The sequence below is a fragment of the Enterobacter genomosp. O genome, assembly GCF_001022965.1.
Taxonomy (GTDB): domain Bacteria; phylum Pseudomonadota; class Gammaproteobacteria; order Enterobacterales; family Enterobacteriaceae; genus Enterobacter; species Enterobacter cloacae_L.
Map to the genome: position 1 here is coordinate 785,376 of NZ_LECZ01000027.1, position 22,558 is coordinate 807,933.

Here is a 22,558-nt window from a genome sequence, read left to right on the forward strand (position 1 = left end):
TATCAGTTAACACCTGTAAGAACAAAAAACGCGGCGTTTTAGATCTCCGGCGTTGATTTGAAGCCGGTCAGCATAAGCATGATCCCGTCGGGTGAAGAGGCGGGTTCAAACTGATAGTGATTTCCCTGGCGATCGCCGCCGATATACCACGAGATCTCCGTTTTACCTTCTGCCAGCGCCTTACGCACCGCTTTATCCACGTCCACCATCCGGTATTCACGAGAATGGTTCAGATAAAGTATGGCATCGGAGTTGTAATGACAGGCCGGACGCGACGTCCACTTCACGGTAGCAGGATCCCAGTCGTTGCTGGCCGGATAGAAGAAGATCTGATCGGCACCGTTTTTTTCTACCTTCCCCCCGAAAATACGTATGCGGTATTTAAACATGGACGGATCCTGCCCGGCGGGCAGCGGAGGAATATGGAATTTAACCAGGCTCAGCGTCTCGCTGTTTTTCGTGCGTCCGCCGTTCTGCCAGTTATCCTCAACAAGTAACACCTGCGGTGAAGGTTGGGTAATGTTCGGTTCGAGACTGCTGAGCCAGACGTTGGCTTTCGCCAGAGAATAGCCGTATGGCACCGTTGAACCACAGTCCATACCCCGGTTCATACAGCGTTCGGTCATAAAGCGGGCGGCATCTTCCGTCCAGCCGTTCATAAAATCGGCATGCGCCGTATAGAGACTGCCCCAGCGCTCTTCACGTTCGTCGCCATGCATCACCGGATCAAGCGACAGCTGCGCCTTACCGGTGTCCAGGCTGGTGATGCCGTGCAGCACGTAAGCCACATTCATATTCACCGTCGGAATTTTTACCGGGAACGCGCTCGGGCACTGGCCGTTAACGTCATATGCCGCGTTGGCATGGCCGTGACCCGGCTTCAGATTCACGCCGTCCCAGCAGTTCGGGAACTGAATGCCAATATTAAACTGGACGGCATCATTGGCCTTACGTAGCCCGCAAACCTCTCCGATTTTGCTGCTGTACCCTTTACCGTTCGCGCACAGGAAGGTGATATGGGGGTTTGGCGCGCTGCCGTGGTGATCCCCTGCGAGCAGCGACAGCCCCGCCGGGAATGGCTGTAAAGGGTAAGTATCTACCTTTGCTGCCTGATAATAGGTTTTTTGATAGGCGGGTTTGACCACCGTCCCGTCAGGCAATCTCATAGAAGGCGCCCAGTAGGCCGAACTGTCTGCTTTGTTATCACAGGTCGTCTCTTCGTGCTGGCGCAAGGTTTCCCGGCTCGAAAAGGCATCGGTATGGGTATTGCCAAAGAAATCGTGCCACATGGCCTGGTTGGGCAAACCAAACATCATGATGGCATCATCGCCGAGGGTGTGGATGTAGCTGCAAACGACATGCGCCTGCGGCCCGGCATGCGCTGCCTGCATGGCAATCAGTGACGCGGTGGCTAACAGGGCGGGTGTGAATACGGTCCGTTTCATTATTATCTCCATTTGTGAAAGGAGATAGTGTTAACAAAACGGCTATGATTAACCGAGGATTTCCCTGCGTACTTTTCCGCTCATCCTCGCTTTACAGTGCCCACGCACAGCTCATTCCAGTACATTTCGCGCGTGCGGCGCAATTCAGCGTGACGTTTTATCATGGAACCACTCCGGGTCAATGTTGGCAACGTCTACGCCATACAGGCTGGCGACAGGCAGGATTGACTCAAGAACACGTTGCGCGCTGTTCTCCGCATTCACTGGTCGGGTCGCAAAAAACCGCCGTAACGTGCTGATCCATTTTTTCATCGTCTCAACCTCTCTCGCTTAACCTGTCCACAGTTAAACACCCAATTTCCACCCAAGGGAAATACCAAAATCCACTGTCGATGTGCAGGATTTGCAAATAGCGCCCCGTTCTTTTCACTCTTCATTAACACCTTGTTCACTAATGCTTTTTTGCTAATAACAAAGAACGATTTCTTATTTGGCGATAGCTTTCGCTTATGGGAGCGTAGCGGGGTAAAACAAAAACAACGGGATGGCGTATGACTATGGCAGCAAATATGAAAGGGTTTACAAAACGGACACTGGTTCTGGGATTGCTGGCGGCCGGGAGCCTGCTTTCAGCGCAGGCGCAGGCCGATCAGCTGGCGGATATTAAGGCCGCAGGGGTGGTAAAAGTGGCCACCTTTGACGCCAACCCGCCGTTTGGCTCCATTGATGCCAAAACGCACGAGATCGTGGGCTACGACGTGGACTTCGCCAACGCGCTGGCAAAATCGCTCGGCGTGAAGCTTGAACTGGTTGCCACCAATCCGGCCAACCGCATTCCGCTGCTGCAGTCCGGCAAAGCGGACCTGATCGTGGCGGATATCACCATCACGCCAGAACGCGCGCAGGTGATTGACTTCTCGACGCCTTACTTTGTCACCGGCCAGCAGTTCCTGGTTCCGGCGAAATCCCCGGACAAGCTCGATGACTACAGCCGGGCGCGTATTGGCGCGGTAAAAGGCACAACGGGTGAACAGGCTCTGCACCAGCGTTTCCCGCAGTCCCGCGTGCTCTCGTATGACGACATTCCGCTGGCGCTGACGGCACTGCGCAACGGCAACGTGCAGGCCATTACCCAGGACAGCACTATTCTGGCCGGTCTGCTGGCGCAGGCGCCGGACAAAGCGAACTTCAAAATTCTGCCCGACCTGCTGAGCAAAGAAGAGATTGGCGTCGGGGTGAAAAAAGGTGAAACGGCGCTGCTGAAAGCCGTCAACGATGAGCTGGTCAATCTCGAGAAGAACGGCCAGGCGGCAAAAATCTACGACGTCTGGTTTGGTCCAGGCACCCCAGCCCCTCAGCCTCGCGCCTTTAAAATAGAAGCTAAGTAATATGCTCTCAGGTTTATTTTCACACTCCGCGGCCGGTGCCGCGGATTTTTCACATCTGGAACAGGCCAGCGTCGAGTTTCGTCATGTGGACAAACGCTACGGTGACCATCAGGTTTTAAACGACATTAACCTCACCATTACGCCCGGTGAAGTGGTGGCCATCCTCGGCCCTTCGGGCTCCGGTAAATCCACCCTGATTCGTCTGATCAACCAGCTTGAAACCCTGAGCGGCGGAGAGATTCTGGTCGACAACAAGCCTACCGGCAAGCTTTCCGGTACCGGGCTGCGCCAGCTGCGAAGCCGCGTGGGGTTTGTGTTCCAGCAGTTTAATCTTTACGCCCATCTTACCGCCAGCCAGAACATCACCCTGGCACTGGAGCACGTTCACGGCTGGAAGCCGCAACCGGCCCAGGAGCGCGCGCTGGCCCTGCTTGAGAAGGTCGGGATGCTGGAAAAAGCCCACCATTTCCCGGCAGAGCTTTCCGGTGGACAGCAGCAGCGCGTGGCGATTGCCCGCGCCCTGGCCTCTTCACCGCAGATAATCCTCTTTGATGAACCCACCTCAGCGCTGGATCCGGAGATGATTGGCGAAGTGCTGTTTGTGATGAAAGCCCTCGCCCACAGCGGGATCACGATGATTGTGGTGACCCATGAGATGCAGTTCGCCCGGGAAATTGCTGACCGGGTCGTCTTTATCGACGGCGGGCAAATTCTGGAAGTTGCGCCGCCGGCGCAATTCTTCAGTCGGCCCGCGCATCCGCGCGCGCAGCGGTTCCTGCAAAAGGTGCTGAACCCGCTGCATCAGGAGCATCTCTGATGCCCGCGCTCGACTGGCAGGGTGTGCTGACCGGACAGCCTCTGCAGTGGATCTTCTCCGGATTTCTCACCACCCTGTGGGTGACGCTTGCGGGGGTTATGCTGGCCAGCCTGCTCGCCCTGCTCTTTATGCTCCTGCGCCTTGCCGGCGGACGCGTCGGGAACGCGGTCGTCAGCGGCTGGGTATCTTTGTTTCGCAATACCCCGCTGCTGGTCCAGCTGCTGTTCTGGTATTTTGCCGCCTGGAACGGACTGCCGCAGGCGTTTCGCGACGCGGTGAACGCCGATCACAGCTGGTCAATTCTGCCCGGAGACGTCTGGTGGTTTACGCCCGAGTTCCTCTGTTCGGCCTGGGGGTTGGGCGTTTTTACCTCGGCGTTTTTAATCGAAGAAGTGGAATCGGGATTGCGTTCTGTTCCGGCCGGGCAGCGCGAGGCGGCGCTCGCCCAGGGTTTCTCCGCGTGGCGCCTGTTTCGTTACATCCTTCTGCCTCAGGGGCTGGCAAACGCCTGGCAGCCCGTTGTGGGGCAGTATCTTAATCTGATGAAGCTCTCTTCGCTCGCCAGCGGGATTGGCTTCGCCGAGCTGACCTATCAGGTCAGGCAGATTGAAAGCTATAACGCGCACGCGCTCGAGGCATTTACCCTCGGTACCGCACTCTATCTCCTGACCGGCCTGGCGATGGGGATGGTGCTGGTTCGCATCGGACCTCAAGCGAAACGTAAGCGCCCGATCGTCGTCACCTCAGGGAGTGAGAAACATGATTGCCGGACTTAATGTCATCACCGATAACCTCGACTATCTGCTGTGGGGACGCGCGGCAGCCGGTGAACCGGGTGGCGTATTGCTCTCGTTGATGATGGCAGCTGGCGCAGCGGTCATCGCCCTGCCCGGCGGCGTTGCGCTCGCGTGTCTGGCCTGGCGCTATACCGGGCTCGTGCGAAAAGCCCTCTTTTTATGGGCAGAGCTGATTCGCGGTATCCCGCTTATCTTCGTGATTTTCTGGATGTGGTATCTTCTGCCGCTCATCACCGGAGGCGACCTGCCGGGGGCGCTGACCGTCACGCTGGCCCTGGCCTGGTTCACGGCGGCAACCGTCATGCACTCGGTGCTGGCCGGGCTTAACGCGCTGCCGTCCGGGCAGTACGAGGCCGCGCTGTCGCAGGGGTTCAGCACCCAGCAAACCCTGTGGCGCGTGCTGCTGCCGCAGGCGCTGAGGAATATTCTGCCGTCGCTGGTGGGGATTTTTATCAGCCTGCTGAAGGATACGTCGCTGGCGTTTATCGTGAACGTACCGGAACTGACCACGGTGGCGGGACAGGTCAACAACCGGGTGCAAATCTACCCGGCGGCCATTTTTATCTTTACGGGCGTGGTCTACTACCTGCTCTGCTGTTCGCTCGAGCAGCTTGCGAAGCGCTGGCGCATTACCCGGCCAGCGCTTTAACCACCGTTTCCATCGCTTCGGTTGTCAATTCACTGCGCTTAACGCGCTGGTTCGCCAGCGCGGTACGCAGCACCCCGGCAATGACAATATGCTTTGGCTCCTGCCCTAAATCACGCATCTCAAGCACGACCTTCCCGACCACCCGGCACATCTCCTGGTACAGCGCTTCATCTTTGGTCACGTTACCCATCGTCATCACTCCATTGCCTTTTAAACGTTGAGCTTAAATGATTCTCCTGCCGGATACAAAAAAGAAGCCCGGCGAGGAACTCGCCGGGCTTCATCTGTAAAATCAGCTAATTAGTTGTTTACTGGGATGACCGCGCCTTTGTACTTGGTGCGGATCCAGTCCTGAATCTCTTTGGAGTGCAGTACGTTCACCAGCGCGACGATGTCTTTCTTCTTCTCGTCACCGCGATGAACGGTAATGATGTTGGCGTACGGGTTGTTTTCACCGCTCTCTACCGCAATCGGGTCGTGAACCGGATCCAGACCGGCGTCAATCGCGTAGTTGGCGTTAATCACCACCGCATCGCCTTCGTTGTTGTTGTACATCTGCGGCAGCAGAGACGCTTCCACGTTAGGCGTGAACTTCAGCTTTTTCGGGTTCTCGACGATATCGCTGATGCGCGCGGTCACTTTGTCGATGCCCGGCTTCAGCTTGATCACGCCCTCTTTCTCGAAGATAGAGAGAATGCGCCCCTCTTCAGAAACGGCGTCACGCATGATGATCTTGCCGCCTTCCGGCAGGTCTTTCAGCGACTTGTATTTTTTGGAGTAGATGCCGATGGGCTCAATGTGGATCGCGCCCGCGCTGACAAAATCGTAGTCCTTATCGCCCGCGTGATCTTTCAGCACGCTGTTCAGATAAGGAATGTGCTGGAAATAGTTGGCGTCGATGTCATGACCCGCCAGCGCGGTGTTGGGCAAAATGTAGTCCTGGAAAGGTTTGATCTCCAGGTCGATACCCTGCTTCGCCAGAATCGGCTTTGCCTGCTCCAGAATTTCGGCGTGCGGCGTGTTGGACGCGCCCACGGTCAGGGTGTCGGCCCAGGAGGCGAAGCTCAGGGCGCTCAGGGTTGCAGCGGCGATCAGTGTCAGTGTCTTTTTCATGATGTGGTTCCTGTGTGTATTTATTAGCGTTTATCTAACAGAGAAGTAATGGCGTCGCCGCAGAACTGGATAATGAAAACGATGATCAGAATGGTCACCGTTGCCACCAGCGTGACGTCACCATGGTTGCGCTGGAATCCTTCCAGATAAGCCAGATTTCCCAACCCGCCGGCGCCAATCACCCCCGCCATGGCGCTGTAGCTCACCAGCGCAATCAGCGTTACCGTAATACCCGATACCAGTGCAGGTGATGATTCCGGCAGTAAAACCCGAAACACTAACGTGCTCAGTCGCGCGCCCATCGAGCGCGTCGCTTCTATCACGCCTTTATCCACTTCACGCAGGGCGATCTCCACCAGGCGTGCGTAGAACGGTGCCGCGCCTACAATCAGCGCCGGCAGTGCCGCGTTGGCACCAAGAATGGTGCCAACGACGGTCTTGGTGAACGGGATCAGCAGGACGATCAGAATGATGAACGGGATGGAGCGGAACACGTTCACCACGATCGAAATAACGCTATAGACCGTGCGGTTGTGGAACAAGCCGCCGCGCGCGGTTAAAAACAGCGCCAGACCCAGCACGATACCCAGTACAAAGGTTGCCACGCCGGACAGTGCGGTCATGTACAGCGTCTCCAGCGTCGCCGCCCAGAGCTGATCCCACTTGAGATGCGGAAAGAGATCCTCAGCCATGTTTAATCACCTCGCCTTCAATATCGCTTTGCTTCAGGTCGGCGAGGATATTGTTCAGTTGTTCATCGGATGCCACTACCTGTACCCAGAGCTGACCAAACACGCCGTGGGCAGTTTGCGTCATTTTGCCGTGCAGGATGTTAAACGGCAGGCCGTAGCGCAGGGTCAGCTCACCCACGATCGGTTGATGCGTGCTGTGACCGGTGAAGGTCAGCCTGATGACCGTCCCTTCCAGATCGTTTGCCAGCTCGGTATTGAAGGTTTCCTCTTCGGCATACTGGCTCACCTGGCGGACAAACTGCTGCGTAATCGGCTGCTGTGGATGGGTAAAGACGCTCAGCACGTCCCCCTCTTCCACCACTTTACCGTTCTCCATCACCGCCACGCGGTCGCAGATTTTGCGCACCACGTGCATCTCGTGCGTGATCAGCACGATGGTCAGTTTGAAGCGACGGTTAATGTCCAGCAGCAGATCGAGGATCTGATCGGTAGTCTGCGGGTCGAGCGCGGAGGTGGCCTCGTCGCAGAGCAGCACGTCCGGGCTATTGGCCAGCGCGCGCGCAATGCCCACGCGCTGCTTTTGCCCGCCGCTCAGCTGTGACGGGTACGCGTGCTCGCGGCCTTTCAGGCCGACAAGTTCGATAAGCTCGGCCACGCGGGCCTTAATGTCGGCTTTCGGTACGCCGGCAATTTGCATGGAGAACGCGATATTCTCACTCACCGTGCGCGACCACAGCAGGTTGAAATGCTGGAACACCATGCTGATCTTCAGACGCGCCTGGCGTAAGGCTTCGCCTTTAGCCGCGGAAATGTTCTGCCCGTTGATGGTTACGCTGCCGGTGCTGGGTTTTTCCAGGCCATTGAGCAGGCGAATAAGCGTACTTTTACCTGCTCCGCTATAACCGATAATCCCGTAAATCTGCCCCTGTGCTATCGTCAAATTGACGTTATCAACGGCCGTGAGTGCCACCTTTCCGTTGTCAAAAACCTTCGAAATATTGCTCAGTACAATCATTCTTATTCGTTATCCGTGCCGCCCGTGGCGGTTTAGCAGTATGGATGTCCAAACGATAGTAAACAGCCGTTATCAGCTTTTAAATGAACAAAAAAGAATGTGTTATTACTTTGGGGAATAAACAGCGGATTTACCGGGTGGGAAGCATTTAGACCAATTTCAGCAATGATTATCTGCCAGATGCATATCTGCTGGCTGACACGCGCAAAAAACGGTCATTTTTGCAGCATTTTACACCAGTATAGCCATCCTCACATCCAGACAACTTTACGTCTTGCTGTCCTGACATCCAAAAACGTCATTTATATTCCTTTCTGTTCTAAAAGGCAGTGAATGGTTCTTTATTGCTAAAATTTCACCGCCCTATCATCCCGTCATGACATCCAGAAAGGAAAACATCATGACGATTTACCACTCCGTCACCGAACTGATTGGTCGTACCCCGCTTATCCAGCTGCACAAGCTTGATACCGGTCCCTGCTCGCTGTTTCTGAAGCTGGAAAACCAGAATCCCGGCGGCTCCATTAAGGATCGCGTGGCGTTGTCGATGATTAACGAAGCGGAGCGTACCGGCCAGCTGCAGCCGGGCGGCACGATTATTGAGGCGACGGCGGGCAATACCGGTCTCGGCCTGGCCCTGATCGCCGCCCAGAAAGGCTACTCGCTGATCCTGGTGGTGCCGGACAAAATGAGCCGCGAGAAAATTTTCCACCTGCGCGCGCTGGGTGCTCAGGTGGTGCTGACCCGCTCCGACGTCAATAAGGGCCATCCCGCCTATTACCAGGATTACGCCCAGCGTCTGGCCAATGAACTGCCCGGCGCGTTTTACATTGACCAGTTCAATAACGAAGCCAATCCGCTGGCACACCGCACCACTACGGCACCGGAACTGTATGAGCAGCTTGACGGCAAGATCGACGCCATCGTGGTGGGTGTCGGCTCAGGCGGTACCCTGGGCGGCCTGCAGGCGTGGTTCGCCGAGCACTCTCCGCACACGGAGTTTATCCTCGCAGACCCGGCCGGATCCGTGCTGGCCGACCAGGTGGAAACCGGGCGCTACCACGATGCAGGCTCATGGCTGGTTGAGGGGATCGGTGAGGACTTTATTCCTCCGCTGGCCCATATCGAAGGCGTGAATCGCGCCTGGCGCATCACCGACCGCGAAGCGTTCACCACCGCGCGCGATCTGCTGAAAACGGAAGGCATTCTGGCGGGCTCCTCCAGCGGCACGCTGCTGGCGGCGGCGCTGAAGTATTGCCAGGCGCAGAGCACGCCGAAGCGCGTGGTGACCTTCGCCTGCGACAGCGGCAACAAATACCTCTCGAAGATGTTTAACGACGACTGGATGCGTCAGCAGGGGCTGATCGCACGCCCTCAGGCTGGCGACCTCTCCGACTACATCGCCCTGCGCCACGATGAAGGCGCCACCGTCACCGCCGCCCCGGACGACACGCTTTCCACCGTCCTGGCGCGCATGCGTCTGTATGACATCTCCCAGCTGCCGGTGCTGGAGAACGGCAAGGTGGTGGGCATTATCGACGAATGGGATCTTCTGCGGCATATCGGCGGCGACGGCGATCGCTTCGCGCTTCCGGTGACTGCGGCCATGACGCGTCAGGTGGAATTCCTGGATAAACACGCTCCGGAAAGCGCCCTGAACGCCATCTTCGACCGCGGCCTGGTGGCCGTAATTAATGATAACGACCGCTTTCTGGGTCTGATTACGCGCAGCGACGTGCTGACCGCATGGCGCAACCGTCTACAGCAATAAAGGAATTGATGATGAAAAACCTGGCAACCCTGAGCGTCCACAGCGGCGAGTTCAACGACCAGCACGGTGCGGTGATGCCGCCAATTTACGCCACCTCGACGTTTGCGCAACCCTCTCCCGGGGAACATACCGGCTATGAATATTCGCGCAGCGGCAATCCCACCCGTCATGCGCTGGAAACCGCCATCGCCGAACTGGAAGGCGGTACGCGCGGCTACGCTTTCGCCTCTGGTCTGGCGGCCATCTCCACGGTGCTCGAACTGCTGGATAAAGACAGCCACATCGTCGCCATTGATGACGTTTACGGCGGTACATACCGTCTGATCGAGAACGTGCGCAAGCGCAGCACCGGCCTGCAGGTCAGTTGGGTTAAACCGGACGACCTGGCCGGGCTGGAGGCCGCCATTCGTCCGGACACGCGTATGGTCTGGGTCGAAACGCCAACTAACCCGCTGCTGAAGCTGGCAGATCTCGCGGCGATTGCGGCAATCGCCCGTCGTCATAACGTCATCAGCGTGGCGGATAATACCTTTGCATCGCCGGTTATCCATCGCCCGCTGGAGTCGGGTTTTGATATCGTGGTGCACTCCGCCACCAAATACCTTAACGGCCACTCAGACGTGGTGGCCGGGCTGGCGATTGTCGGGGACAACAAGGAACTGGCGGATAAGCTGGGCTATCTGCAAAACGCGGTGGGCGGCGTTCTGGATCCGTTCAGCAGCTTCCTGACCCTGCGCGGTATTCGCACCCTTGCGCTGCGCGTCGAAAAGCACAGCACCAACGCGCTGGCGATTGCGCAATGGCTCGATCAGCATCCTCTGGTGGAAAACGTTTTCTATCCCGGTCTGGAATCGCACCCGCAGTATCAGCTTGCCCGCACGCAGATGGCGCTGCCAGGCGGGATGATTTCCGTCGTGGTGAAAGGCGATGCGCAACGCGCAACGGAAGTGATCCGCAACCTGAAGCTGTTTACCCTCGCGGAAAGCCTGGGTGGCGTGGAAAGCCTTGTGAGCCAGCCTTACAGCATGACGCACGCCTCCATTCCGCTTGAGCAACGGCTGGCAAACGGCATTGTGCCGCAGCTGATCCGCCTGTCAGTGGGGATTGAAGATCCTAAAGACCTGATTGCCGACCTCAGCCAGGCGCTGCAAAAATAGGCAAAGCGCGGCAGGTCAATCACCTGCCGCCATAAGTTGTCATTATGGCTTAACGCCTTGATAACAATATTATGTGAAACTGCACAGATTATTTTTGAAACACCGTTTCCATTTTCCTTTTATCTTAAAATCAGCGTATAATGCGCGCCTAATCCCTGGTGAATGGTTTCAGCGCTTGGAATACACAAAACAACGTACAACTTCTCCTCTCCTTCGTTGGGCTGTCACTCAGGCACACTTTCTTCTGCACGCTCATTTGATGTCTCCTATCCTTAGTGCGTGTCATATACTCTTTTGCAACACAGGTTTGACTCCGCGGCGGTGCGCCCCCGGAGCGAGATTTCCATATCCTTCCCAACTTAAAGACTAAGACTGTCATGAAAAAGACGAAAATTGTTTGTACTATCGGCCCGAAAACCGAATCTGAAGAGATGCTGACCAAAATGCTGGACGCCGGCATGAACGTGATGCGTCTGAACTTCTCCCACGGTGACTATGCAGAACACGGTCAGCGTATCCAGAACTTGCGCAACGTAATGAGCAAGACCGGTAAAAAAGCCGCCATCCTGCTGGATACCAAAGGCCCAGAAATCCGTACCATCAAACTGGAAGGCGGTAACGACGTCTCTCTGAAAGCAGGCCAGACCTTCACCTTCACCACGGACAAATCCGTGGTCGGTAACAATGAAATCGTTGCAGTGACCTATGAAGGCTTCACCAGCGACCTGTCCGTCGGTAACACCGTGCTGGTAGACGATGGTCTGATCGGTATGGAAGTCACCGCTATCGAAGGTAACAAGGTTATCTGTAAAGTGCTGAACAACGGCGACCTGGGCGAGAACAAAGGCGTTAACCTGCCGGGCGTTTCCATCGCGCTGCCAGCCCTGGCTGAAAAAGACAAGCAAGACCTGATCTTCGGCTGCGAGCAAGGCGTTGACTTCGTTGCCGCTTCCTTCATCCGTAAACGTTCCGACGTGGTTGAAATCCGTGAGCACCTGAAAGCGCACGGCGGCGAGAAGATCCAGATCATCTCCAAAATTGAAAACCAGGAAGGCCTGAACAACTTCGACGAAATCCTCGAAGCGTCTGACGGCATCATGGTTGCCCGTGGCGACCTGGGCGTTGAAATCCCGGTTGAAGAAGTAATCTTCGCGCAGAAGATGATGATCGAGAAATGCGTTCGCGCGCGTAAAGTGGTTATCACCGCCACGCAGATGTTGGACTCCATGATCAAAAACCCACGCCCAACCCGCGCTGAAGCAGGCGACGTGGCAAACGCCATCCTCGACGGTACTGATGCCGTTATGCTGTCCGGCGAATCCGCGAAAGGTAAATATCCGCTGGAAGCGGTGTCCATCATGGCCACCATCTGCGAACGTACCGACCGCGTGATGAAGAGCCGTCTGGACTACAACAACGACAGCCGTAAGCTGCGCATCACCGAAGCGGTCTGCCGCGGTGCAGTAGAAACCGCTGAGAAGCTGGAAGCGCCGCTGATCGTGGTTGCTACTCAGGGCGGTAAATCTGCTCGCGCCGTGCGCAAATACTTCCCGGATGCGACCATCCTGGCGCTGACCACCAATGAAACCACTGCCCGTCAGCTGGTGCTGAGCAAAGGCGTGATCCCACACCTGGTGAAAGAGATCGCCTCTACCGATGATTTCTATCGTCTGGGTAAAGAAGTGGCTCTGGAGCTGGTTGATCGCGGCCTGGCACAGAAAGGCGACGTTGTGGTCATGGTTTCTGGCGCGCTGGTACCAAGCGGAACCACCAATACCGCATCTGTTCACGTGCTGTAATAATTCCCGAACGAATTAATTTTGATAAAAAGCGCCCGCCGGGCGCTTTTTTTATTTCTGGCATTAGCCAAAGTCATTCAAAATGCAAATCGGGTTTTTCTATTTAATTGCGAATTATCTAAGATGAATCCGATGATAAATGCCTTTTTTTCCTTAGATTTTTGCCCGAAAAGGGCTGATTCGATGCTTCTTTGAGCGAACGATCAAAAATAGGTGTATTCCCATCAAAAAAATATTCTCAACCCAAAAAACTTTGTGTAATACTTGTAACGCTACATGGAGATTAACTCAATCTAGAGGGTATTAATAATGAATCGTACTAAACTGGTACTGGGCGCGGTAATCCTGGGTTCTACTCTGCTGGCTGGTTGCTCCAGCAACGCTAAAATCGATCAGCTGTCTTCTGACGTTCAGACTCTGAACGCTAAAGTTGACCAGCTGAGCAACGACGTGAACGCAATCCGTTCCGACGTTCAGGCTGCTAAAGACGACGCAGCTCGCGCTAACCAGCGTCTGGACAACCAGGCTACTAAATACCGTAAGTAATAGTACCTGTTAATAAAATGGCGCACATTGTGCGCCATTTTTTTTTGCCTCCGTCAAACGGCTACTGCGTCACCTTCTCCCCTTCATCTTCCGCTACCGCAGCGGACACCCGACTGTTCTGCACGGACAACACGTTATTACTGGCTGACGGGCCGCTACCTGACGACACGACAACCGGGATCCCGGCGCGGCGTGACAGGGCTTTATCAATAAGCGCCTTATCGCTTCCCGCCTGAGAAACAAAGGTCGCAAAGTCTGCGGAATGGGTAATTGGCGAGACCTGCGGGTTTTCGCCCTCTGCCTGCGCCAGCGGACGGTGGACTTCAATATAGCGTTTGCCATCCGGCTCAACGGAGAACTTCACCGGTTCATTGATAATCTGTACCCGCGTGCCCACCCGCACCTGTTCGAACAGGGCTTTAATGTCCGGGGCATTCATCCGCATACAGCCGGAACTGACCCGCAGGCCGACGCTGTCCGGCGCGCTGGTGCCGTGGATCAGATATTCCCCATTGCCCACGCCTAAACGCAGTGCGAAGCGTCCCAGAGGGTTATTTGGCCCGGCAGGTACTACCGGAGGCAGCTTAATTCCCTGCTCCAGAGAGCGTGCTCTGATGCCCGCTGTGGGTGTCCAGGTGGGATTAGGGATTTTCTGGCTCACGCGCGTGGTCGTAACCGGCGTTTCCAGCCCCAGCTGTCCGATGCCGAGCGGGAAAACCTGAACAATGTTTTCTCCCGGCGGGAAGTAGTAGAGCCGAAGCTCAGCGAGGTTAACCACAATGCCCTCACGCGGCGTGTCCGGCAGCAGCATCTGCGACGGGATGGTGATGACGGTTCCCGGAGCCGGGTTGACCGGCGCAATGGTATTGTTCGTTTCCAGGATCACCTGCGCCGCGGTATTAAACCGGCGGGCGATGGTCTGCAGCTTATTATCCCCTTCCTGTATCGTGTAGGTTTGATTTTGCCCAATCAGACGACTGCCTGCGGGCGGCAACGGATAGTCCATCGCGCGGGCCGAATTAAGGGCTCCGAGCGAACTGAGAAGTAATAGAGTTATTAGAGACGCGCGCTTCATGCTGAGATTCCTTATTCACCGGCAGGATGCCAGAAAGCTGAAAAACCAGCGAGGCGGGAACCACCTCGCGAAACAGAATGAATGCTGTTCTGTAAGTCTAGCTAAGGATTGCAGCTTTGGCGCGGATGGCGCGAATCATCGCTTCCAGCCCCTGAGAGCGGGACGGGGTGAGGTGCTGGGTCAGGGCCATTTTTTCAAACCACGGGCGGACGTCGAACGCGACAATATCCTGCGCCGACATCCGGTGATAAAGAATAAAGACGACCGCAATAAGCCCTTTTACAATGGCAGCATCGCTGTCGCCGTGTAATTCGATAGTGCCGTCATCCGACTGCGCCATCACAATCCACACCTGGCTCTGACAGCCCTGAATAATGTTTTCCGGGCTATGCGCTTCTTCGCCGAGCGGCGGTAAGCGCTGCCCCAGCTCGATGATATAGAGATACTTCTCTTCCCAGTTTGCGCAACGCGAGAAGTTACGCAGTAATTTATCTTTGTCCGGCAGCTCTGCCATCTTTCGCCTCTCCGTTAGCCCAGCAGCTGGTGAATGCGTTTTAGCCCCGCCACCAGCCTGTCGACCTCTTCCGTTGTGTTGTACATCACCAGCGATGCGCGGCACATTGCCGGTACCTGGTAAAACGCCATCAGCGGCATGGCGCAGTGGTGCCCGGTACGGACCGCTACGCCGTAGTTATCGAGAAAACTACCCACGTCATAGGCGTGGTGTTTTCCGAGATTAAACGCGATCACCCCTTGCCGGTCGGCAGGTCCGTAGAGGGTAAGATCCGGTACGCTGGCAAGCTGGGCAAGCGCATAGTGCATCAGCAGCTGTTCATACTCCTGAATGACATCAAGGCCAATCGCAGAAACGTAAGAAACCGCCGCCCCCAGCCCGATAATGCCCCCGGTGTTGGGCGTGCCCGCCTCAAAACGCCACGGCGCGCGGGCGTAGGTGGTCCCTTCCGACAGGCTAACGGTGGCGATCATCGACCCGCCCCCTTCCCACGGCGGCATCGCCTGCAGGATGTCTTCTTTCACATACAGCACGCCAATCCCGGTCGGGCCGTAGAGCTTGTGTCCGGAGAAGACGTAGAAATCGCAGTCCAGCGCCTGGACGTCAACCGCGTGGTGCATCACCGCCTGGGCACCGTCAATCAGCACCTTCGCGCCCGCCCGATGGGCCTTTTCGACGATCTCCGCGACCGGGTTTTCGGTTCCCAGCACGTTGGAAACCTGGGTGACCGCCACCAGCCGCGTTTTATCGTCAAGCAGTGCGTCTAGCTGCTCGAGCTGAAGCGTCCCGTCGACGTTCAGCGGAATCACCCGAAGCTGCGCGCCAGCGCGCTCGCAGAGCATTTGCCACGGTACAATATTGGCGTGGTGCTCCATCTGGGTGATGATAATGTTATCCCCCGCGTGGACCTGCGCGTTGCCCCAGCTGTTGGCGACAAGGTTGATCCCCTCCGTCGTACCGCGCACAAACACCAGCTCTTCGGGCGAGCGCGCGTTGAGGAAGGCGGCAATCTGCGTGCGCACGTTCTCCATGCGCTGCGTGGCTTCCGCGCTCAGCGTGTGGATCCCCCGGTGTACGGCGGCGTAACCGTGGCGATAAAACTCGGCCTCTGCGTCCACCACCTGATTCGGCTTCTGCGCGCTGGCCGCGCTGTCCAGATAGGCCAGAGGAAGACCGTTTACTTCACGGGTCAGAACCGGGAAATCTGCCCGTACTTTCTCGACGGGAAAACTCATGCTGCGCCTCCAGGCAGACGCTGGCCGATACGCTCCAGCACCTGCTGTTTTAACTGACCATCCTGCAGCGCTTCCGTCAGTTCGGCGGCAAACGCATAGATAATCATTTTCTGCGCCGCCTGCTGGTCGATACCGCGGGAACGCAGGTAGAACATCTGCTCGTCATCGATTCGTCCGACCGTCGCGCCGTGGCTGCATTTCACATCGTCGGCGTAGATCTCCAGCTGCGGCTTGGTGTCTACCTCCGCCAGGCGGCCTAACAGCAGATTATTGTTGGTCATCTGCCCGTCGGTTTTAATGGCGTGCTGCGCCACGTTAATCAGGCCGTTAAACACCGCGCGCCCTTTATCACTCACGATGGTTTTGTGCAGCTGGCGGCTGTTGCAGTAGCCTTTGTTGTGCTCCAGCCAGGTGCGCGTATCGCATACCTCTGATTTAACCGGCATCGCCAGGCTGTTGATGCGCAGCGTAGTGTTTTCACCGTTGAGCTGCGTGCTGGTGTTGTGGCGCAGCACCGCCCCGCCGAGCAGGAAGCTATGGCTGTATGCCGCCGCGTCCTGACCCAGCACGATATCGTTATGGGCAAAGTGGTGGCTCTGCGCATTCTCAAACGCCAGCTTGACGTGGTGAAGCTGCGCGTTAGCGGCGACGTTCATCGTCAGGCGCGACCCGGTAAAGTGGCGGGTGTCGTTGAGGCTGACGTAGTGCTCGATTACCGTGGCCTCCGACCCCTCCGCCAGCTCAAGATGGTGGCGATAGTGCGCGGTGTTGATTTCGTCGCCCTCCAGACCCTGAGTGATGTGCATCAGCAGCAGCGGTTTTGCCGGGCGCTGGTTACGCTTCACGCGGATATGCGTCACGCCGCGGGCCAGGCTCTCGGTCAGATGCAGGAAGACTTCAGGCTGAACCGGAGCGCTCAGGCGCTGGCGATCGTCGTTAATCTCAACCTCAAATCCGCTCTCCTGGAGGGCGTCGCTCAGCTCGGGGCGGAACTGACCGTCGACGAACACCAGGCGCAGGGCATCGACATTCAGCGCCAGCGCGTCGCGCTGCGCCGGAGCGATTTCCGCCAGGCGGGTCACAAACTCGGCGTTCAGCAGGCCATCAAGCGGGGTGTATTTCCAGTTCTCATGCTTGCGCGTCGGCAACCCGAGACGCAGCATCTGCTGCAGATGCTGCTGCGCCTGCTCGGAGCGCGTGCCCCCCTGGGCTTCAAACAGCCGGTGCCACTGCTGGAGCGCATTACTGCTGTTCGGTAAGCCAGCCATAACCCTGCTCCTCCAGTTGTTTAACCAGCGTGAAATCACCGGATTTCACAATACGCCCCTGGTAAAGCACGTGAACGTAATCCGGCTTGATGTAGTCCAGAATGCGCTGGTAGTGGGTGACGATAATAAACGAGCGCTTGCCGTCGCGCAGGGAGTTCACCCCGTCAGCAACGATCTTCAGGGCGTCGATATCCAGACCGGAGTCGGTCTCATCCAGTATGCACAGCTCGGGCTCCAGAACCGCCATCTGCAGGATGTCGTTACGCTTTTTCTCGCCGCCGGAAAAGCCGACGTTGACCGAGCGGGTCAGCAGATCTTCCGGCATTTTCAGCAGTTTGATCTTCTCTTCCATCAGGTCCTGGAAGTCGAAGCGGTCCAGCGCCTCCAGGCCGCGATACTTGCGCACCGCATTCAGCGCCGTCTGGAGGAAGAACTGGTTGCTGACGCCCGGAATTTCTACCGGGTACTGGAAGGCCATAAAGATGCCCTCTCCCGCGCGGTCCTCCGGCGACATCTCCAGCAGGTTTTTCCCGTGAAACTCGACCGAGCCGTTAGTCACCTCGTAATCTTCGCGGCCCGCCAGCGTCGCAGAAAGCGTACTTTTCCCGGAACCGTTCGGCCCCATGATGGCGTGAACTTCACCCGGCTTAACGTCAAAATTGAGGCCACGCAGGATCTCTTTATCTTCTACGCTAACCTGTAAATCTTTAATGCTTAACATGTGCTTTCCTTAACCGACGCTGTGTTCAAGACTAATAGCGAGGAGTTTTTGGGCTTCAACGGCAAATTCCAGCGGCAGTTCAGAGAACACGTCCTTACAGAAGCCGTTAACGATCATCGAGATGGCATCTTCTTCGCTGATCCCGCGCTGCAGGCAGTAGAAGAGCTGATCTTCCCCAATCCGCGACGTCGTCGCCTCATGCTCAAGCTGGGCGGTGTTGTTTCGACACTCGACGTACGGGAAGGTGTGCGCGCCGCAGTCTGCGCCAATCAGCATTGAGTCACACTGGGTAAAGTTTCGCGCGTTGGTGGCCGTCGGCATGATTTTCACCAGCCCGCGATAGCTGTTCTGGCTGTGCCCGGCAGAAATGCCTTTCGAGATGATGGTCGATTTGGTGTTTTTACCAATGTGGATCATCTTGGTGCCGGTATCCGCCTGCTGATGGCCGCTGGTGAGCGCCACCGAGTAAAACTCACCGATGGAGTTATCCCCGCGCAGGATGCAGCTCGGGTATTTCCAGGTGATGGCAGAGCCGGTTTCTGACTGTGTCCACGACATCTTGCTGTTTTCACCTTCGCACAGCGCACGTTTGGTCACGAAGTTCAGGATGCCGCCGGTATTGCCGTCGCCCGGGAACCAGTTTTGCACCGTCGAGTACTTCACCTCGGCATCTTTATGGATGATGACCTCTACCACCGCCGCGTGCAGCTGGTAGCTGTCGCGGACCGGGGCGGAACACCCTTCGATGTAGCTGACGTAGCTGCCTTCGTCCGCCACCAGAATCGTGCGCTCGAACTGACCGGTTTTTTCCGCATTGATGCGGAAATAGGTCGAGAGCTCCATCGGGCAACGTACCCCTTTCGGCACGTAGATAAAGGTGCCGTCTGAGGCCACCGCCGCGTTGAGCGCCGCAAAGAAGTTGTCGTTAGAGGGCACCACGGTCCCGATGTACTTTTTCACCAGTTCCGGGTGATCGTGAATGGCTTCGCCGAAGGAGCAGAAAATGATCCCCTGCTCGGCCAGCTTTTCGCGGTAGGTGGTCGCCACCGAGACGGAGTCAAAAATGGCGTCCACCGCCACCTCTTTCCCCTCACGCACCGGCACGCCCAGCTGGTTAAAGGCCTCTTCTACCTCTTTGCTGAGGAAGCTGTTTTCCGCGCCAGTTTGCTGCACCGCGCCGGGCTGCGAGGCGCAGGTGTCATCACAGCTGCCGCAGGAGGGCGCGGAGTAGTAGCTGTAGTCCTGATAGTTCAGCTTGTCATAATGCGCTTTCAGCCAGTGCGGCTCTTCCATCTCCAGCCAGGCGCGGAAGGCGCTCAGGCGAAATTCCAGCATCCACTCGGGTTCATTACGTTTCGCCGAGATTGCCCGAACGACATCTTCGTTGATGCCTTTCGCCAGCTCGTCCGTCTGCAGCTGGGTGAAGAACCCCTCTTTATAGTTGAGGTGCCCACCGCTCCAGGTATTTACTTCACTCGTTGCTTCAGTATTACGAGACATAGTACCGCCTATACCCCAAAGCTTTCGCCGCAGCCGCATTCGTTCTGGGCTTTCGGGTTATGAAATTTGAATAACTGATTTAAGCCTTCGCGGACGTAGTCCACTTCGGTGCCGTCGATAAACGGCATGGCCTGCAGCGCGACGTACAATTTCGCGCCGTCCGTTTCGAATACCAGGTCATCCTTCTCGGGTTCGGTGACGGTGTCGAGCACGTAACCGAAGCCTGCGCAGCCGGTCTGTTTGACACCTAAACGCACGCCGAGGATCTCGGGCTTTTTCGCCACCAGCTCATGAATATGTGCCGCCGCCGCTGGCGTGAGCGTTAAGCCGCGCCAGGCAAAATCGGCAGGATTAAAGGTTTCTGAATGCAGTTCCATAGGTCCACCTCATCTGATAAGCCATCAGGGCATAACACCATGTTAGTGATAACGATTATCACTTCAACCCTCTGACAGCAGGGGCATTCGGCTAAACCGCCCTTTTTGGCTACTTTTATTAAGCATAGACCCTGTGGGAAGATGCAGGCAGGATGGATTTATTTGTTCAATGCATTGATTAATAATGCATTTCGCCACGACATTTTTGACGGAGAGGAGAAAAGTAAAATATGCATCGGAAATGCCTATTTTTGAGATAGCTTCAGTGAGGAACGGGACAAAAACAAAAGAAGGCCCTCAAGGCCTCTCTCGATCAGTGATGAAATGAGACAGCAAAGCCCTGCTCACGCCAGTGGTCGAGTTGTTCCTGCTGGCGAGGCGTTGGCGATTTTCCCGTCCAGACGAAGATTTTTTGCCCGGGGAAAAGCTCGGGACGCGGTGAGTCAATCGGTTCTGCCAGCACGTCAATATGCCAGCCCTTCTGCGATAAGCGCGCGGCTTCGAGCCACAGATGGGTCCGGTCATCGCATTCCCAGCCAATAAGGAGAGCGTCCTGACCGGCTTTCTTGCGGGACTCCGCCAGACTCGCAATCGCGAATTCGATCAGTACGCCGTCAAAAAGGCTTGCCATGTGACGCACGGTGTTTTGATCCTGGTTCATTCGCTGACGGACGGGAGAGAGAATATTGTCAATCAGCGGATCCATCGCGTGATCGCGGCGGAACTCGCCTATTTTGGCGCGCAGCTTTGCCGGGCTGGCGTAGCGCAAAACGGTCATCATCTCTTCCTGGAACGAGACCCAGTTGCCCTGCGTCAATACTTCCTTGTTTTCCAGCAAGGCTTTCACTTTTCCGACCGAAACGCCGCTTTTCATCAGGCGTTTAATCTCTTCAATGCGCAGGATATCTTCATCGTCGAACTGACGATGACCCCCTTCGCTGCGCTGCGGCTTCAACAATCCATAACGGCGCTGCCAGGCACGCAGCGTAACGGGGTTGATACCGCATCGTTCGGCCACTTCGCCGATACTGTAATAGGCCATTAACTCCCTCACGCTCAGAACTTCCATACCTAACTGCACCAACCTTATCAGATTGTACACACCATTTGTATAACTAAGACCGCATTTTGCTCAGGTGAATGGGCTGCTTCTCCCCCTCACCTGTTAATACATTGTTGTATAAAATTTGCAGTTCGTACAGTTAACTCTGCCCGATTGTGTACAGCTTTATCAGAACTCGGATTTTTTCTCTGGCCATGCAATAGCCGGAATACCGCCGTGCCGGGGGCTGGCAAAAAGATGTCCCTGGAACTGGGAAATTCCCGCGGACTCCAGCCACATCCACTCTTCCGCCTTCTCCACGCCCACCGCGCAGAACTGGATCTCGAGCGAGGAACAGCATTTGATAATCGCCTGAATGATGGCCTGTCGGGGGCCGCTTTTGTGCACGTTCGCGACCAGATCGCGATTAATCTTAATTCTGTCCGGCTGGAACTGAGCCAGCAGCTGTAGCCCCGCAAAACCGGCGCCAAAGTGATCGATCGCCACGCTGAGGCCCGCACTTTTGAGCTGCCTGACCGAATCGGTGAATTCATCAAAACGGGAAATAGCTTCGCTTTCGGTAAACTCCACCACAATTTGCTCGGGTACAAACCCGTTTGCTTCAATCGCGGTGAGCAGGAAATCCACGGCGTTGGGAATGTTAACCAGCGTCATGGGCAGCAGGTTAAGGGATAGCGTCTGGTCCTGTAATCCCAGCGCGCTGGCCATGGAAAGCGCTACCTGCTTGCTCTGCAAATCAGATGCATAGACCTCGTCACGCGGGCGGTTAGCGAAATAGACGCCAGGCGAGCCGCCGTCAGGGGTGCGGATAAGCGCCTCCCAGGAGACGACCTGCTGCATAAACGGATCGACAATCGGCTGGAACGCAAAGCTGCAGTCTGCCCCTTTCGCGACCACCTCAGGCTGTGCGGACAAGCGTGTTTCTTCGGTAACGAAATCCCATGAATCTGCCGGCGGCAGTTCAAAATAGTTTGCTTTTTCAGTGGCTTCGACAAAGGTACGGAAAAACTGCAGCGGACGGTCGTTATACGTCAGCTGGTAACGCGTCGTTCCTTTGTTGAGCACCTGCTGCAGCACCTCGTCCCTGTCGAAGTGGCGCAAATCAAAAAGCTCCATCCCCACTTTGCCAAAGCGCCGGACAGGCCCGTGGTCGCGCATCAGCTCAACCACGTTATGGTGGCGCGGGTCATTACAGATCTGCTCATAAATTGCAGTAACGTGCTCCACTGGCCCTTCAAGCAGCTGGAAAAAATGCGTGCCGTTAAACAGCAGGATCCCCGTCACATTGGATTGCCGGTTTTTACTATTGGCAGCAGCGACCATTGCTTCCAGCGCTTTCACTGGAACGTCCTCGCAGATATGACTGCGGTAAATGATGGTTGTGAGCATGCTATTCCTGGGGGTTAGGGTTTTGGCCACAAAAAAGGTGGATAAGGATCATTTATAGCACATTAATTGCCTGACAAATAATTTACATCTCAATCATTTACGGCAGTTAATGAAACATTTTTCCGTGCTGTACAACTTACCAGTGTCGGTCCATTTTGTACAATATATCCTGTAACGTTACCGGTTCATGACAATATCATAAACCAATGAAAACAAAGTAATTTATA

General features: G+C 56.0%; 24 protein-coding genes. 9 read left to right on the forward strand and 15 right to left on the reverse strand.

Annotated elements, in window-relative coordinates; genetic code table 11:
- Positions 1 to 38 precede the first annotated feature (38 nt).
- The gene (locus tag ABR39_RS22505; protein ID WP_047348814.1) at positions 39 to 1,445 is read right to left on the reverse strand and encodes a DUF1996 domain-containing protein; all 1,407 of its coding nucleotides are present in this window, start codon (positions 1,443 to 1,445) and stop codon (positions 39 to 41) included.
- A gap of 144 nt (positions 1,446 to 1,589) precedes the next feature.
- Positions 1,590 to 1,757, reverse strand: coding sequence for a hypothetical protein (locus ABR39_RS26030; RefSeq protein WP_014831607.1), 168 nt, complete (start codon positions 1,755 to 1,757; stop codon positions 1,590 to 1,592).
- Between the two features lie 245 nt (positions 1,758 to 2,002).
- Here ABR39_RS26030 and ABR39_RS22510 point away from each other — a divergent pair, with 245 nt between their 5' ends.
- The 4 genes from ABR39_RS22510 to ABR39_RS22525 are packed head-to-tail and all read left to right on the forward strand — an operon-like array spanning position 2,003 to position 5,096.
- Positions 2,003 to 2,833 (forward strand): ABC transporter substrate-binding protein, encoded by an 831-nt coding sequence (locus ABR39_RS22510; RefSeq protein WP_165587303.1) that lies wholly within the window; start codon positions 2,003 to 2,005, stop codon positions 2,831 to 2,833.
- A gap of 1 nt (position 2,834) precedes the next feature.
- Complete coding sequence (locus ABR39_RS22515) at positions 2,835 to 3,650, forward strand: amino acid ABC transporter ATP-binding protein (RefSeq protein WP_047348815.1); 816 nt, start codon at positions 2,835 to 2,837, stop codon at positions 3,648 to 3,650.
- Positions 3,650 to 4,426: an amino acid ABC transporter permease gene (locus ABR39_RS22520; protein WP_047348816.1), complete on the forward strand. Its 777-nt coding sequence runs from the start codon at positions 3,650 to 3,652 to the stop codon at positions 4,424 to 4,426. The genes ABR39_RS22515 and ABR39_RS22520 overlap by 1 nt, the downstream gene beginning before the upstream one ends.
- The gene (locus ABR39_RS22525; protein WP_047348817.1) at positions 4,410 to 5,096 is read left to right on the forward strand and encodes an amino acid ABC transporter permease; all 687 of its coding nucleotides are present in this window, start codon (positions 4,410 to 4,412) and stop codon (positions 5,094 to 5,096) included. Before ABR39_RS22520 ends, ABR39_RS22525 begins: the two co-directional genes overlap by 17 nt.
- On the opposite strand, the gene fumD is transcribed toward ABR39_RS22525, so the two are convergent.
- The 4 genes from fumD to ABR39_RS22545 form a co-directional block, all read right to left on the reverse strand.
- Positions 5,077 to 5,286, reverse strand: a complete 210-nt coding sequence (gene fumD / locus ABR39_RS22530) for a fumarate hydratase FumD (protein ID WP_008500615.1) — start codon at positions 5,284 to 5,286, stop codon at positions 5,077 to 5,079. The two genes, ABR39_RS22525 and fumD, sit on opposite strands and share 20 nt — an antisense overlap.
- A 110-nt stretch (positions 5,287 to 5,396) precedes the next feature.
- Positions 5,397 to 6,209 (reverse strand): MetQ/NlpA family ABC transporter substrate-binding protein, encoded by an 813-nt coding sequence (locus ABR39_RS22535; protein ID WP_008500616.1) that lies wholly within the window; start codon positions 6,207 to 6,209, stop codon positions 5,397 to 5,399.
- A 23-nt stretch (positions 6,210 to 6,232) separates the two neighbouring features.
- On the reverse strand, positions 6,233 to 6,901 hold the full coding sequence (locus ABR39_RS22540) for a methionine ABC transporter permease (protein ID WP_047348818.1): 669 nt from the start codon (positions 6,899 to 6,901) through the stop codon (positions 6,233 to 6,235).
- On the reverse strand, positions 6,894 to 7,916 hold the full coding sequence (locus ABR39_RS22545) for a methionine ABC transporter ATP-binding protein (protein ID WP_047348819.1): 1,023 nt from the start codon (positions 7,914 to 7,916) through the stop codon (positions 6,894 to 6,896). Before ABR39_RS22545 ends, ABR39_RS22540 begins: the two co-directional genes overlap by 8 nt.
- 400 nt (positions 7,917 to 8,316) lie before the next feature.
- On the opposite strand from ABR39_RS22545, the gene ABR39_RS22550 reads away from it, so the two are divergent.
- The 5 genes from ABR39_RS22550 to lpp all read left to right on the forward strand — a co-directional run bounded on the left by ABR39_RS22550 (position 8,317) and on the right by lpp (position 13,189).
- Positions 8,317 to 9,687, forward strand: coding sequence for a pyridoxal-phosphate dependent enzyme (locus tag ABR39_RS22550; protein WP_047348820.1), 1,371 nt, complete (start codon positions 8,317 to 8,319; stop codon positions 9,685 to 9,687).
- An 11-nt stretch (positions 9,688 to 9,698) separates the two neighbouring features.
- The gene (locus ABR39_RS22555; protein WP_047348821.1) at positions 9,699 to 10,844 is read left to right on the forward strand and encodes a trans-sulfuration enzyme family protein; all 1,146 of its coding nucleotides are present in this window, start codon (positions 9,699 to 9,701) and stop codon (positions 10,842 to 10,844) included.
- A 73-nt stretch (positions 10,845 to 10,917) separates the two neighbouring features.
- Entirely contained in the window at positions 10,918 to 11,214 is a 297-nt protein-coding gene (locus ABR39_RS26425) for a hypothetical protein (protein ID WP_430748981.1), read from the forward strand.
- Positions 11,215 to 11,221: 7 nt separating this feature from the next.
- The gene (gene pykF, locus ABR39_RS22560) at positions 11,222 to 12,643 is read left to right on the forward strand and encodes a pyruvate kinase PykF (RefSeq protein WP_047348822.1); all 1,422 of its coding nucleotides are present in this window, start codon (positions 11,222 to 11,224) and stop codon (positions 12,641 to 12,643) included.
- Positions 12,644 to 12,952: 309 nt separating this feature from the next.
- Positions 12,953 to 13,189 (forward strand): murein lipoprotein Lpp, encoded by a 237-nt coding sequence (gene lpp, locus ABR39_RS22565; RefSeq protein ID WP_010430241.1) that lies wholly within the window; start codon positions 12,953 to 12,955, stop codon positions 13,187 to 13,189.
- A 61-nt stretch (positions 13,190 to 13,250) separates the two neighbouring features.
- Here lpp and ldtE read toward each other — a convergent pair whose 3' ends face one another.
- The 9 genes from ldtE to ABR39_RS22610 all read right to left on the reverse strand — a co-directional run bounded on the left by ldtE (position 13,251) and on the right by ABR39_RS22610 (position 22,331).
- On the reverse strand, positions 13,251 to 14,264 hold the full coding sequence (ldtE, locus tag ABR39_RS22570; RefSeq protein WP_047348823.1) for a L,D-transpeptidase LdtE: 1,014 nt from the start codon (positions 14,262 to 14,264) through the stop codon (positions 13,251 to 13,253).
- A gap of 97 nt (positions 14,265 to 14,361) precedes the next feature.
- On the reverse strand, positions 14,362 to 14,778 hold the full coding sequence (sufE, locus tag ABR39_RS22575) for a cysteine desulfuration protein SufE (RefSeq protein ID WP_047348824.1): 417 nt from the start codon (positions 14,776 to 14,778) through the stop codon (positions 14,362 to 14,364).
- A gap of 14 nt (positions 14,779 to 14,792) precedes the next feature.
- Positions 14,793 to 16,013 (reverse strand): cysteine desulfurase SufS, encoded by a 1,221-nt coding sequence (gene sufS, locus ABR39_RS22580; protein ID WP_047348825.1) that lies wholly within the window; start codon positions 16,011 to 16,013, stop codon positions 14,793 to 14,795.
- Positions 16,010 to 17,281, reverse strand: a complete 1,272-nt coding sequence (gene sufD, locus ABR39_RS22585; RefSeq protein WP_047348826.1) for a Fe-S cluster assembly protein SufD — start codon at positions 17,279 to 17,281, stop codon at positions 16,010 to 16,012. Before sufD ends, sufS begins: the two co-directional genes overlap by 4 nt.
- Entirely contained in the window at positions 17,256 to 18,002 is a 747-nt protein-coding gene (sufC, locus tag ABR39_RS22590) for a Fe-S cluster assembly ATPase SufC (protein ID WP_047348827.1), read from the reverse strand. Before sufC ends, sufD begins: the two co-directional genes overlap by 26 nt.
- A gap of 9 nt (positions 18,003 to 18,011) precedes the next feature.
- Positions 18,012 to 19,502: a Fe-S cluster assembly protein SufB gene (gene sufB / locus ABR39_RS22595; RefSeq protein WP_024909392.1), complete on the reverse strand. Its 1,491-nt coding sequence runs from the start codon at positions 19,500 to 19,502 to the stop codon at positions 18,012 to 18,014.
- Between the two features lie 8 nt (positions 19,503 to 19,510).
- Positions 19,511 to 19,879: a Fe-S cluster assembly scaffold SufA gene (gene sufA, locus ABR39_RS22600; RefSeq protein ID WP_008500631.1), complete on the reverse strand. Its 369-nt coding sequence runs from the start codon at positions 19,877 to 19,879 to the stop codon at positions 19,511 to 19,513.
- Between the two features lie 313 nt (positions 19,880 to 20,192).
- Positions 20,193 to 20,921, reverse strand: coding sequence for a MerR family transcriptional regulator (locus ABR39_RS22605; protein ID WP_047348828.1), 729 nt, complete (start codon positions 20,919 to 20,921; stop codon positions 20,193 to 20,195).
- 189 nt (positions 20,922 to 21,110) lie between these two features.
- A complete protein-coding gene (locus ABR39_RS22610; protein WP_047348829.1) occupies positions 21,111 to 22,331 on the reverse strand; it encodes a diguanylate phosphodiesterase in 1,221 nt (406 codons plus the stop codon).
- Positions 22,332 to 22,558: the final 227 nt, after the last annotated feature.

What these genes read in the sequence shown, in the direction of transcription:
- sufD (WP_047348826.1), bottom strand. Translation starts at nt 17,281, where the DNA reads ATGGCTGGCTTACCGAACAGCAGTAATGCGCTCCAGCAGTGGCACCGG.
- sufC (WP_047348827.1), bottom strand. Translation starts at nt 18,002, where the DNA reads ATGTTAAGCATTAAAGATTTACAGGTTAGCGTAGAAGATAAAGAGATC.
- ABR39_RS22555 (WP_047348821.1), top strand. Translation starts at nt 9,699, where the DNA reads ATGAAAAACCTGGCAACCCTGAGCGTCCACAGCGGCGAGTTCAACGAC.
- ABR39_RS26030 (WP_014831607.1), bottom strand. Translation starts at nt 1,757, where the DNA reads ATGAAAAAATGGATCAGCACGTTACGGCGGTTTTTTGCGACCCGACCA.
- sufA (WP_008500631.1), bottom strand. Translation starts at nt 19,879, where the DNA reads ATGGAACTGCATTCAGAAACCTTTAATCCTGCCGATTTTGCCTGGCGC.
- sufE (WP_047348824.1), bottom strand. Translation starts at nt 14,778, where the DNA reads ATGGCAGAGCTGCCGGACAAAGATAAATTACTGCGTAACTTCTCGCGT.
- ABR39_RS22610 (WP_047348829.1), bottom strand. Translation starts at nt 22,331, where the DNA reads ATGCTCACAACCATCATTTACCGCAGTCATATCTGCGAGGACGTTCCA.
- ABR39_RS22540 (WP_047348818.1), bottom strand. Translation starts at nt 6,901, where the DNA reads ATGGCTGAGGATCTCTTTCCGCATCTCAAGTGGGATCAGCTCTGGGCG.
- ABR39_RS22535 (WP_008500616.1), bottom strand. Translation starts at nt 6,209, where the DNA reads ATGAAAAAGACACTGACACTGATCGCCGCTGCAACCCTGAGCGCCCTG.
- ldtE (WP_047348823.1), bottom strand. Translation starts at nt 14,264, where the DNA reads ATGAAGCGCGCGTCTCTAATAACTCTATTACTTCTCAGTTCGCTCGGA.
- ABR39_RS22510 (WP_165587303.1), top strand. Translation starts at nt 2,003, where the DNA reads ATGGCAGCAAATATGAAAGGGTTTACAAAACGGACACTGGTTCTGGGA.
- fumD (WP_008500615.1), bottom strand. Translation starts at nt 5,286, where the DNA reads ATGGGTAACGTGACCAAAGATGAAGCGCTGTACCAGGAGATGTGCCGG.
- ABR39_RS22550 (WP_047348820.1), top strand. Translation starts at nt 8,317, where the DNA reads ATGACGATTTACCACTCCGTCACCGAACTGATTGGTCGTACCCCGCTT.
- sufB (WP_024909392.1), bottom strand. Translation starts at nt 19,502, where the DNA reads ATGTCTCGTAATACTGAAGCAACGAGTGAAGTAAATACCTGGAGCGGT.
- pykF (WP_047348822.1), top strand. Translation starts at nt 11,222, where the DNA reads ATGAAAAAGACGAAAATTGTTTGTACTATCGGCCCGAAAACCGAATCT.
- ABR39_RS22505 (WP_047348814.1), bottom strand. Translation starts at nt 1,445, where the DNA reads ATGAAACGGACCGTATTCACACCCGCCCTGTTAGCCACCGCGTCACTG.
- ABR39_RS22525 (WP_047348817.1), top strand. Translation starts at nt 4,410, where the DNA reads ATGATTGCCGGACTTAATGTCATCACCGATAACCTCGACTATCTGCTG.
- ABR39_RS22515 (WP_047348815.1), top strand. Translation starts at nt 2,835, where the DNA reads ATGCTCTCAGGTTTATTTTCACACTCCGCGGCCGGTGCCGCGGATTTT.
- ABR39_RS22605 (WP_047348828.1), bottom strand. Translation starts at nt 20,921, where the DNA reads ATGGCCTATTACAGTATCGGCGAAGTGGCCGAACGATGCGGTATCAAC.
- ABR39_RS22520 (WP_047348816.1), top strand. Translation starts at nt 3,650, where the DNA reads ATGCCCGCGCTCGACTGGCAGGGTGTGCTGACCGGACAGCCTCTGCAG.
- lpp (WP_010430241.1), top strand. Translation starts at nt 12,953, where the DNA reads ATGAATCGTACTAAACTGGTACTGGGCGCGGTAATCCTGGGTTCTACT.
- ABR39_RS22545 (WP_047348819.1), bottom strand. Translation starts at nt 7,916, where the DNA reads ATGATTGTACTGAGCAATATTTCGAAGGTTTTTGACAACGGAAAGGTG.
- sufS (WP_047348825.1), bottom strand. Translation starts at nt 16,013, where the DNA reads ATGAGTTTTCCCGTCGAGAAAGTACGGGCAGATTTCCCGGTTCTGACC.